This is a genomic window from Burkholderia sp. Ac-20344, assembly GCF_017104975.1.
Classification (GTDB): domain Bacteria; phylum Pseudomonadota; class Gammaproteobacteria; order Burkholderiales; family Burkholderiaceae; genus Burkholderia.
Window position 1 is genome coordinate 1 of the sequence record NZ_JAAGPP010000080.1, and the last position, 11734, is coordinate 11734.

Below are 11734 nucleotides of genomic sequence, written 5' to 3' on the forward strand. Positions count from 1 at the left end.
TCTCGCGGGTGGCGGCATGCCGGCCTGCGGCTGGCTCGCGACGGGCGCGGGCTCGTCGGCGACGCGGGCGGGACGCGACAGATAGGTCGCGGCGAGGCCGATGGCGATCAGTGCGACGAGCGCGCTGCCGACGTAGACCGGCAGGCGGCGGTTGCGCGATCCGGCGATGGCCTGGCTGCGTTGGGCGCCGGTCGGCACGGATGCGCCGCCCGATGACGATGTCGATGCCGATGCGGCGGGATACGGTGCGGTCGTGCCCGCAGCCGCAATCGCAGCGCCTTGCGCGGCCGTTTTGAGCGTCGAAGGCGCATCATCGGTCTCCGGCTGGGCGCCGGACGCGCCGGACACGCCGGACGATACGGATGCCGTGTCCGTGGGCTTGGACGCATGATCCCCACCCGCGGGCGTTGACGCCCGCCCATCCGGCGCAGCGTTGCCCGAAGCGTTCCCGCCCGCGCCGATCGACGTCGCGGCGGCGGCGGCCGCAGTGCCGGACGCAGCAGAAGCCTCACCCTTCCCTTCCCCGCTCCTGCCCGCATCACTCACCGGCGGCACGACCGCCGCGCCATACCCACCGCCTGTCCGGTCGAAGTCCCGCAACCCGAGCTCCGCCGCGAACGCCGCGACCGATTCCGGCCGGTCCGGAATCCGCAGCTGCAGCGCATGATCGACGGCCGCGAGGAACGCGGGGCTGTACACCTCGCCGGCCGGCAGTTCGCGCGACGCGAGCGGCCGGTACGTGTCCTTGATGCTGCGCACGACCGCCGCGGGCGGCAGTTCGCCGGTGATCATCGCGTGCATCACCGCGCCGAGTGCATAAAGATCCGTCCAAGGCCCCTGGCTGAACGCCGGATCGTCGGTGTACTGCTCGATCGGCGCGTAACCGGGCTTGATCATCATCGCGCCATCGTCGACCAGATCGCCGATCCGTTTGCGCGCCGCGCCGAAGTCGAGCAGGATCGCGCTGCCGTTCGGGCGAATCAGCACGTTGTCGAGCGCGACGTCGCGATGGAAGCACTGCGCGCGATGCAGCGTGTCGAGCGCGCCGAGCAGCGCGCCGACGATGTTGCGCAACTGCGTCTCGCTGATCCGCATCCCGCCGTCGAGCAGTTGCTTGAGCGTGCGCCCTTCGTAGAACGGCATCACCATGTACGCGGTGCCGTGGCTTTCCCAGAAATGCAGGACCTTGACGAGCCCGGGATGATCGAATTGCGCGAGCAGGCGCGCCTCGTTGAGGAACGCGCCGCGCCCGGCGTCGAAGGCTTGCGCGAACCGCTCGGAGCGCAGCGACACCGTATAGTCGCCGCCGCGCGTGGCCAGCATCGACGGCATGTACTCCTTGATCGCGACCGCGCGCCGCAGCGTGCGGTCGAACGCGCGATAGACGATCCCGAAACCGCCGATGCCCAGCACCTCGTCGAGCTGCAGTTCGCCCAGGCGATGGCCGAGCGGCAGCGGCCGCACCGTGAATTCGGATGCGTCGCCGCGTGTCGCCGTGTCGTGCTCGTTGTCTCTCGATCCAGCGTCCTTCATCTCCACCACCTCTCGAAACCGCGTCCTTTCCGCCCGCCAGCCCGCCAGCCCGCCGCCCCAAGCCGGGTCGCTAGCCGCCGCCGAACAGCGTCAGGAACAGCGCGTTGTCGGGCGTGCCCGTATGCGCATGCGTGCGCAGCGGCGATCCGTCCGCGCGGTTGGTCCACCAGAAGCTGGTGCCGCCGTGCGGATCGAAGTAACCGGACAGCCCCGGCCACGCAGCCGGCGCCGGCCGTTGCGGCGGCGGCGCGGGCATGCCGTCGACGATGTCCGCGTACCGGTCGTCGCCCGGTGCGAGCCGCACGCGCTCGAGCGTCCGCTCGAGATCGCCCGGCGCGCGCGCATGGCGGATCGCGTCGAGCAGCGCCTGGCCGACCTGCCAGTAGAACGCGTCGGCGGCATCCGGCAGCCCGTTCCAGTAATCGGCCGCGCGCATCGGCAGCGTGACGATCACCGGGTAGTAGCGCCCGACGCGGTCGCAGCTCGGCGCGAGGCAGCCCGGCTGCACGCACGACGCGCCGGCGCCCGCCGGAATCAGGAAATTCCAGATCGGTGCGACCGTGTAATGGCGCTCGATCTCGTCCGTGCCGCGCTGGCGCATCGCGGCCATCCCCTGCTGGAGCCAGCGCTCCCACCACAGCGCGAGTGCATGCGGCAGCCGGCTGTTCACGAAGTCGCCGGCGCCGGGAATCTTCCCGTACCAGGCCGGCGCATCGCTGTCGGTACGCGTGAACGGCGGTGTCGGGCTCATGGCTTCGGAGGGCATGTAAAGGACTCCATCTGGGGCAGCCTGAACGGGTTGCGGACACTGCCCGCATTCACTTGCAGCACGATCGGTTTGCCGTCGACCGTGAAGCGCGCAATCATCTGGTCGGAGCCGCGCCCGGCCGACACGGCCGCGCGGTCGAACAGCCGGTGCAGCGCCCACGGCCCGCCGGCCGTGAAGCCGTCGGTCGCACCGGCCTGCCCGGACACCTGCAGCCGCACCTGGTTGCTGCCGCGCGGGCCCGGCCAGTCCACCGCGCTTTGCACGAGCGGGCCGTGCGCGTAGCGGACGATCTGCCCGTCGACGTCGAGCACCATCTCCGTGATCGCCGGGTCCATTTCGAGCGGCTGGATCTGCACCTTCAGCTGCGCGGTGCGCGCACCGCCGCCGAAATAGGCATCGCGGATCACCGCCGCCTTCTCGAACGACGACAGCATCGCGGCGGCCGACGGATCGGCGTCCGCGTTGCGGTTCGCGAAGCGCCACGGGTGCGACGTCGTATCGACGATCGACTGCAGGTTCTTCTGGAAGAAGTCGTCCATCAGCCCGCCGGGTGCGAACATCTGCGCGAAATCCGCCGGCGCGACGTCGCGCGACGCGCCGCGCGCAAACGGATAGCGGCCCGCGATCGCCTGCCGGCAGAAGTCGCCGACGTTCGCGCCGGCCCGCGTCGCGACGCTGCGCTGCTCGACGGTCGCGACGCTGCCGTTCGCGACGTTCGACAGGTCGTCGAGCACTTCCCGGAACGGCGTCGGCAGGCGGCCGGCCTGTGCGCGCAGCCTGGCGGGCGCGTCGGACGGCGGCGGCTGTGCGCCGCTCCTCAGTGCGTCGTCGGTGGCCGTCAGGTACGTGTACAGCGCGTCGATCGACTTCAACACCTCGTTGAACGCCTGGGCCTGGTCGCCGCTGCCCGGCGCGAACGCACGCAGCCCGGCGAAGTGGCTGTCGACGATCTGCTCGGCGCTCGCGGGCGCCGCCGCGGACGCGTTCGCATTGCTGCCCTGGCCCGCGAAGATCTGCGACAGCGAGCTGCGCGCCTCGTCGACTTTGTCCTGCGCGCGCGCGGCGAGATTGCGCGCCCCGCCCGGCGCATCGCCGAGCGCCGTGTCACGCGCGAGCGCGACCATCAGCCGCGTGAGCGGCGAATCGGCCGACGACAGCGCGCGCGCCACCTGGATGCTCTGCGCGAGCGTCGCGGTGCGTTGCAGCTTGATGTCGGCGAGAGAGTCGTCCCAGATCTTCAGGTAGTCGTTCAGGTAGAGCTGGCGGATATCGCGGGCCCACGCGGCCGCATCGTTCGGCCCGGGAATCTCGGACAGTCCGAGGTTCAGCACCCACACTTCCTCGCGACCGTAAGCTTCGACCTCGCCGGCCAGGCGCGGCGCGAACACGTTGCGATAGCCGTTGCGCGTATAGAGGCCCGGCACGCCTTCCGACAGCGGCTTGCCGCTCTGACGGCGGAACACCAGTGAAGCATCGGGGCCGACCGCCCGCGCGACGCTGAAGTCGAACGCGGCGGTTGCCGGCCGCAGCGTGAGCGTGAGTTGCCGGTACAGCCGCTGCGAGAACGGCACCTGCCGCAGCCGGTCGCGCACGTCGGCCACGAGCCGCTCGTTCATCGGATACGGCGACACCGCGACGCGGTTGCCGAACAGCGCGGCGAGATGCGCACGCAGCGCGGTACGCTCGGCCGGCGAGAAATCGGGCGGCAGCGCACGTTCCATTTCGAGATCGACGACGGCCTGCACGAACGCGGGATCGTAGTGCGCGCTGTCGTACAGCATCAGGTACGCCTTCAGCGCCGCATACGCGTATTCGGTCTCGTCGGGCCGTGCGTCGCGCAGCGCGGCCTCCATCCGGCTCGCCGCGATCGGCAGCAGCACGTCTTCGAGCGCGCGCCGGTACACGGCGTCGACGGCTTCGTCGATCTTCTCGCCCTGGAACAGCCCCCACCGGTACGCGAGCGGCGGATGCTGCAAGTCGACGCCGCCCGTATTCGCGAGGCCGCCGAGCGCATCGAGCACGGGCAACAGGCGGGCGACGTCGGCGGCATCGGAGAATTTCGCGCCGGCGACCTGCGCATCGACGGCCGGCACGCGCGCGGCGATCTGGCCGAGATACGCGCGATTGTTCGAATAGCTGCGCAGCCACGCGACCAGCACGGCCACGCACACCAGCGCGAGCAGCACGTAGCCGGCAATCTGCAGCACGCGCCGCTTCTGGTGCCAGCGCAGGTCGCTGCCGGCGAGCGCGGCTTCGCGGAAGATGTGTTCCTGCAGCAGCGCCTTCAGGAAGAAGCTGCGCCCGGTCGAGCCGACCTGCGCGACCGGCGGCACGCCCTCGATCTTCAGGAAGCGCTTGATGCCGCTCATCACGCGATCGAACGCGGTGCCTTCCTGCGTGCCGCTCGTCAGGTACACGCCGCGCAGCATCGGCATCGGCTCGTAGCTCGACACGGAAAACACCTCGGCGACGAACTGGCCGAGCATGTCCTGCAGGTCGGCGATCTGCTGCGGCAGCAGGTACGTCATCTCGCGCTGGCGCGCGTCGGTCTGCGCGGCGAGCAGTTCGGGCAGACCGTCGTTCAGCCGCTGGTGCAGCAGCCGGTATTCGCGGTCGAAGGCGGCGCGCAGGTCGAAGCCCGGCGCCTCGCTTTGCGCGAGCGGGAACGTGAAGCCCCACACCTGCGCGCATTCCGTGCGGCCGTAGCTGCTGAAATACTCAGCGAAGCCCGCGAGCAGGTCGGCCTTCGTCACGAGCAGGTACACGGGAAAGCGGATCCCGAGCTGCGCGCGCAGTTCGAGCAGCCGCTTGCGCAGCACCATCGCGTGCTGCGTGCGCTCGGCCTCCGACGCGCCGAGCAGATCGGCGACGCTGATCGTCAGCATCGCGCCGTTCAGCGGCTGGCGCGTGCGGTATTTCTTCAGCAGGTCGACGAAGCCCTTCCACTCGGCCTCGTCGAGTGCGCGATTGCCCTCGTGCGTCGTATAGCGGCCGGCGGTGTCGATCAGCACCGCGTCGTTCGTGAACCACCAGTCGCAATGCCGCGTGCCGCCCACGCCGCGAATCGCCGCGCGGCCGAACTGCTCGGCGAGCGGAAAGCTGAGCCCGGAATTCACGAGCGCGGTGGTCTTGCCCGAGCCCGGCGCGCCGATGAACACGTACCACGGCAGCTGGTACAGGTACTGGCGCGACATCCGGTCGAACCAGCGCGGCAGGCCCTTGCGCACCGCGTCGGCCTGCCCGAAGCGGACTTTCTTCAGCAGCGTCGCGGCTTCGTCGAAGCGGCTGCGCAACTCGTCGAGCTGCGCTTTCGCCGGATCGTCGGCGGTGGCCGGCCCGGGAGCAGCCTCGCGCAGCTGGTTCAGCAACTGCGCGTTGAGCCGGCCGGCGCGCCAGCTGCGCCACGCGACGCGGGCGCCCCACGCGATGAACAGCACAGCGATCGTGAGCCCGCGCGCCCAGCCGCTGTCGAGCGGCCGCACCTCGGCGAACGCGAACAGCGGGCCTGCGAGCCATACGAAGCACGCAAGCACGACAAGACCGGCGAAGGTCCAGATCTCCCGCGACGGCAACGGCCGGACGAAACGCGCGACAGCCTGGTTCATGTCAGTTGGCCCCCTGCGTCGCGCTCGCGCCGGCGGCGGCACTGCCGGGCGCCGGCAGCAGCGTGATCTCGACGCGCCGGTTCAGCGCGCGGTTCGCCGGCGAATCGTTCGGCGCAACCGGGTCGAGCGTGCCGCGCCCTTCCGCCGCGAGCCGCTCCGGATGGTCGAGCCGCGCGGCGATCATGCCGCGCACGGCTTCCGCGCGTTCGCGCGACAGGTCCCAGTTCGACGCAAAGCGTGCCGTATGCACGGGCGTGTCGTCGGTATAGCCGGTCACGCGTACGTTGCCGGGCACCTGGTTCAGCGCATCGGCCACCCGCGCGAGCACCGGCACGTAGCGGTCGATCACGGAAGTCGAGCCGGACTTGAACAACCCGTCGCCGCGCAGCACGATCACGCTGCGATCGGCGTCGTCGCGCACCGACACGAGGCCGGCCGCGATCTCCGGTGCCAGGAACTTCGCGATGCGCGGCGCCGGCGCCGGGCGCGGCGGCGCCTGCGCGGGCTGCAGCTTCGGCACGTGCAGCGCGTCGATCGACGCGAACAGCCGATCCGAATGCCCGGCGAGCGCGATCCGCAGCCCGACGAACACGCCGAAACCGATCAGCAGCGCGAGCGCCACGCATACCCACAGCGGCACGACGAACCGGCGCGCGACGTCGCGCGTGACGACGTCGCGCCAGTGCGGCGACAGCGCCGGCTCGAATTCGCCGCGCACCGAGCGGATCGTCAGTGCGAGCTGGTGGCGTAGCGCGTCGAGCTGCGCATGGCCGTTGTCGAGCACGCGATAGCGGCCCTCGAAGCCGAGCGCGAGACAGAAATACAGCAGCTCGAGCAGGTCGAGATGCTGGCGCGGCTGCTGCGACAAACGTTCGAGCAGATGGAAGAATTTCTCGCCGCCCCAGGTCTCGTTGTGGAACGACACGAGCAGGCTGTGCGATGACCACACGCTGCCGCCCCACGGCGTCAGCGCGGCCGCCTCGTCGAGCGCCGTGCACAGGCAGTAGCGCGCGCCGATGATCGCTTCCGACGGCACGCCGGCCTCCTGCGCACGTGCCTCGAACTGCCGGATCTCGACCACCAGATGCTCGCGCAGCCACGCCGGATTCGGATGATGGACGGTCGAGCGGATCTGCGGCACCAGGTTGAGCAACGGATTCGCGGCCGCGACGAGCGGGTTCGTGCCGCTCGCGGCCCAGCGCCCGGGGCGCGGTTGCGTCGCGGTCGGGCCGGCCGCGCCCGCCGCGGCCGGATGCATGCCGCCCGGATTCGGCGGCACGAATCCGCCTGTGCCGGGGGAGATCGAATCGGAGGAGGAATTCATCGCGTCGCCCCGCCCTTACCCGCGTATCGCCCAGAACTCCATCGAGAGCCCAGGGAATTCGCCGGCGAAATGAAAAGCGAGACCGCCGGAGCGCGCCAGCTGCTTCCACAGGTCGCTGCCCTTGTCGATCTCGAAGTACGTATGGCCCGCGTGATACGGGATCTGCCGCGGCGCGACCGGCAACTGGCGCATCGTGATACCCGGCAGCTGCAACTGCACGAGATCGCGGATCCGCTCGACCGGCCCGAGCTTCGCCTGCGTGGGAAACCGCGTGCGCAGGCTGTCGGCCGGCACGTCCGCGCGCACCGCGAGCACGAAGCCGGCCGTGTCGCGCAGCGCCGGGTCGGCCAGCGTCGCGACGCGGATGCCGTTGCCCGCATCGCGCAACTCGATCTGGATCGCGTTTTGCTCGAGCACCGTCGACAGCGACCGGCGCAGCTCGGTCATCAGTTCGGCGAAGCTCGTGCGCAGGTCGTCGTGTACGTAGACGGCGAGCGACTGCGGGCGCCGGCCGGCCGCCGTGAACGTGCTCAGGTCGCACGCGAGCTTCAGCCAGTCGCAGAACAGCGTCTCCGGATGCGTCGACACGTGCTGCTGCGCATGCCAGGTCAGCGCGAGATAGCGGTTCACGAGCTGCAGCAGCAGGAAATCCGCGACTTCCGATACGCCGCCGCGCCCGGGCTCCGACAGCCGTTCCGCGAGCGCTTCGCTGCGCTGCGTGAGCAGCCCGTGCAGCTCGCGTGTATAGGCCAGCAGCACGGCGTCGTGCTGCGCGACGAGGCGCGGCGGAATGTAGCCGTCGTCGACGCGCAGCCGCGCATCGGTGCGCCGCTCGACGATCCGCGCGACGCCGAGTGCATGCCAGTCGCCGGTCAGCTCGGCTTCGAGCATCAGCCGCACGTTCAGGCGGCCCGTCTGCAGCAGCGCGGGGCCGAGCGCAACTGCGTTCGCGTCGGCCACTTCGTATTCGCGCACGACGTAGCGTGCGACGTCGGCACTACCGTTCGAGCCGGTTGCGGCATGGCCGCCGCCTGCACCAGCACCAGCACCAGCACCAGCACCGAACGACACCTCCTCGCCGCCGCCGCGCCACAGCGGCAGCGCGAGCACGACGAGCTGGTCCTTCGCGTCGGCCGGCACGTCGAGCGGTTCGGGGAGATCGTCCGGATGGGACAGGTCGAACGGCGTACCGTCGCGCATCACGCCCGACGCGGTGCGCAGCGCGACCTTGCCGAGCGCCAGTTGCTCGCGATCGAGCTCCAGCATGTCGAAGCCCCAGTAGAAGCCTTGCAGCGGCAGGCAGCGCAGCGCGACGTAGCGTTCCCAGTGCCGTTCGAGCTGCTGGAAATGCTGCGGCCGCAGGAACATCCCCTCGGTCCATACCACCCGCTGGCGGAGCGCCGCGACCGGCGTCGCGGACATCGTCGGTTCGGTCATGGGCGCCCCTTCGCATCGTTCAGCGCGATGCCGCCGTTCCTGACCGCGATCGCCAGCTTCAGCTCGCCCGGGGACGTCTGCCAGAACTTGTAGAGATTGAGCTGCTTCGCGCGCGGCAATGGCACCGTCAGCCGCCAGCGGTTCTTGTCGAGCATGCGGTATTCGGCGACCACGCCGATCGCGCCGGCCTCGACGTTGCCGCGATAGTGCAGCGTGCGCGACTCGCCGGGCCGCAGGATCACGCGGTCGGTGCCGAGCAGGTCCGCGCCGAGCACATTCTCCGGCTTGTCCTGCAGCGAGAAGAAATCGGCACTGTCGAACGACGACGCCGCGCGAAGCTGGAACACCTTCAGCACGATCGGCGAAGGCTTGCGGTTCATGTCAGGGTTGACGTCGGGCGCAACGTCAACCGTGATCGCATACGGCACCGCCGCGGCGTGCTCCGTCGCGCCGCATCCCGGCAACAGCATCACGCATCCCCATACAATGAAACTGCTCGACCGCCATTGCATATTCCACCCTCGCCACCCAATAGCCGCGCGCCGGTTTTCAACTTCGAAACCGGGTGATCTGATTTTAAAAGGGACAATTAATTGATCGGTAATTGTGTGGCTCGCATATCCATCCAATGAAATTCGTTCCGGCAAATTATTCTTGTAAAAAGCCGGGTCGTATCATTCTGGGTTTTGAAAGTCGATTTTTATAAATGATGGGCTATTTAATTGAGACTGATAGATTAATGGGAAAAGTTAATCCGGCCGGTGCGCCCTGGCGGCCCGGTTTCATGGCGTGAACACCTGTCGGATGGGCTCGGGGCGCAAGCCGGCCGGCCACCGGGCAACGAGCGCTCGCGACGCAGAAGGTGTACCGGCTATTCGTTGCGCACGAACGGACGCTCCGGTTTCTCGTGCATTGACGTGCGCCGACCAAACAACAGACGAATCCGAAAAACACAGCGAACTATAGGCCGTTTTTCCGGATTCACAAGTGCTGAAATTCGTAGTCGATTCTGTATTCAGGTGGAAATGGATTGGCGAAATGAAACAAAACGTAACAGCTGGTTCGGCGCTTATGATTGGCACTAGAATCCAACAGCGCTTGTGTGGCACCTTCCAATTACGCAAATCTTCAATTTCGATAATGAAAGGTCGTTCATCGCTCGTTCTTTTCCTCGGCGCATGGTTGCTGGGGGCCGGCGGGTGCAGTACGTCCCCGACACAGTCGGCGGCCCGCGCGACGGTCGACAGCGCACGCGCCGCGTACGCCAGCGGCGACTACGGGCGCACGATCGCGCTGCTGAGCCACGCGAAGGAGGTCGACGGCGCCGACACCGATACGCAGGTTGCCGCGCACAAGCTCCTCGCGTTCAGCTATTGCGTGACGAACCGCATCACGCCGTGCCGCGCCGAGTTCTCGAAAATTCTCGACCTCAACCCGCGCTTCGACTTGTCCCCTGCCGAGAAGGGGCATCCGATCTGGGGGCCCGCGTTCGAATTCGCGCGCCGCAAGCATGCGTCGTCATCCTGAACGAGCCGGTTTCCACGCGAGCGCTTCACCGAGCGACGTATGACATGCAACTGATCGTGATCGAACATGCCGGCGAGCCGGTCGAAAACGACTCCTACGACGCCGTCGTGTTTCATCCGCCGGGCGGCACCATCGGCCGGGCCAGCGACAACCATCTCGTGTTGCGCGACGACACGCGGCAGATCTCGCGGCTGCAGGCGCTGCTGCAGGTCGGCGACGACGCCTGCCTGCTGAAGAACCTGAGCAGCGTATCGACGATCGAGGTGAACCGCGAGCCGGTCGGCTATGCGCAGGAGCGGCCGCTCAATACCGGCGACATCATCCGCATCGGGCCGTACGTGCTGCGTGCCGAACGTGACGACGGCGGCGATGGCGGCGACGGCGGCGATGCACCGGTCATCGACATGGCCCCCGATTCCGGCCTGCCCGTCGACAGGCGGGCAGCGGCAGCAGCGGCGCGCGGGCAAGCATCGCCTTCGCGTGTCGATACGAAAGGCGCCGGCAACCGGCTGTGGGGGCTCCTCCAGGATCGTCTCGCCCCGCGCGGCAAGGTGGCGGACGCCGGTACGCGGCCAAGCGGCCCCGCACGTGCGGATGCAGCGCAGCCGGCGAACCGCGCGACGCAGGCCGCCCCGCCCGCGCCTTCGCAGCGCGACCTGCACCAGCTGTCGACCGATCCGCTCGACCTGTTCGCGCAGTCGTCGGGCGATCTCGGCGCGGCCGGCACGACGCAGCAAGTCGATCGCGGCAACGCGGATCGCGAAGCGTCCTCTGCGACGCAGGCCGACCATGCGCCCGAGTGGACCCAGCACGTGCGCGTGCAGCCGGCCGCCGCGCGCACCGATACGCGGCCGGCCGACGAACCGGCGCCGCATGCGGCGCGCGCGCCGACGCCCGATGAACTGCTGAACGCGTTCTTCGAAGGCGCGGGGCTCGATACGGCGGCCGAATCCCATCAGTGGTCGGCCGAACAGCTGTACATCGCGGGCCAGTTGCTGGCGCTGTTCGCGAACGGCACGGTCGAGCTTTTGTCGTCGCGCAGCATCCTGAAGCGCGAGGTGAAGGCGCACATGACGATGCTGCTCGATCGCGAGAACAACCCGCTGAAGCTGCTGCCGGACGGCGGCGCTGTGCTGCGGCAGATGTTCGGGCTGCCGCTGCCGGGCTTCATGTCGCCGCAGAGCGCGGTCAGCGACGCGTTCCAGGATCTGCATGCGCACCAGATCGGCATGGTCGCCGGCATGCGCGCCGCGTTGATGGACCTGCTGACGCGCTTCTCGCCGCAACGTCTGCGCGAGCGGGGCGACGCAATGCGCTGGTACGAGAAGCGCGTGCCCGTGCTGTACAAGGCGAGGATGTGGGATCGCTACGCGGCGACCCATCGCGACACGGTGTTCGCGATCGAGGACGATTTCGCGTCGGTATTCGGCAAGGCGTTTCTGGCGGCGTACGACGCGGAAGTGGAAAGCTATCGCGGCAGCGGCCGGCATTGAGCGTCGAACCGCCCGCCACCGGCAGCGGGCGATACGCGCCGGCGGT

8 protein-coding genes are annotated in these 11734 nt (G+C 68.9%); 2 read left to right on the plus strand and 6 right to left on the minus strand.

Annotated features, from left to right (window positions below; translation table 11 throughout):
• The 6 genes from G3N64_RS39870 to tssJ form a co-directional block, all read right to left on the minus strand.
• Window positions 1-1533: serine/threonine-protein kinase (locus tag G3N64_RS39870; protein ID WP_241021164.1), on the minus strand; the 1533-nt coding region annotated here is incomplete at its 3' end.
• Window positions 1534-1603: 70 nt separating this feature from the next.
• Window positions 1604-2299, minus strand: coding sequence for a type VI secretion system-associated protein TagF (gene tagF, locus G3N64_RS23250; protein WP_205786001.1), 696 nt, complete (start codon window positions 2297-2299; stop codon window positions 1604-1606).
• The gene (gene tssM, locus G3N64_RS23255; protein ID WP_205786002.1) at window positions 2281-5907 is read right to left on the minus strand and encodes a type VI secretion system membrane subunit TssM; all 3627 of its coding nucleotides are present in this window, start codon (window positions 5905-5907) and stop codon (window positions 2281-2283) included. The genes tagF and tssM overlap by 19 nt, the downstream gene beginning before the upstream one ends.
• Before the next feature lies 1 nt (window position 5908).
• Entirely contained in the window at window positions 5909-7231 is a 1323-nt protein-coding gene (locus G3N64_RS23260; RefSeq protein ID WP_205786003.1) for a DotU family type VI secretion system protein, read from the minus strand.
• Window positions 7232-7246: 15 nt separating this feature from the next.
• Window positions 7247-8668, minus strand: a complete 1422-nt coding sequence (gene tssK, locus G3N64_RS23265) for a type VI secretion system baseplate subunit TssK (RefSeq protein ID WP_205786004.1) — start codon at window positions 8666-8668, stop codon at window positions 7247-7249.
• Window positions 8665-9180 carry a type VI secretion system lipoprotein TssJ gene (gene tssJ / locus G3N64_RS23270; protein ID WP_205786030.1) on the minus strand — a complete coding sequence of 172 codons (516 nt, stop codon included), beginning with the start codon at window positions 9178-9180 and terminating at the stop codon, window positions 8665-8667. Before tssJ ends, tssK begins: the two co-directional genes overlap by 4 nt.
• Window positions 9181-9808: 628 nt before the next feature.
• Between tssJ and G3N64_RS23275 the strand changes: the two genes are divergently transcribed.
• Window positions 9809-10195, plus strand: a complete 387-nt coding sequence (locus G3N64_RS23275; RefSeq protein ID WP_205786005.1) for a TssQ family T6SS-associated lipoprotein — start codon at window positions 9809-9811, stop codon at window positions 10193-10195.
• 44 nt (window positions 10196-10239) lie between these two features.
• A complete protein-coding gene (tagH, locus tag G3N64_RS23280) occupies window positions 10240-11688 on the plus strand; it encodes a type VI secretion system-associated FHA domain protein TagH (protein ID WP_205786006.1) in 1449 nt (482 codons plus the stop codon).
• Window positions 11689-11734 lie beyond the last annotated feature (46 nt).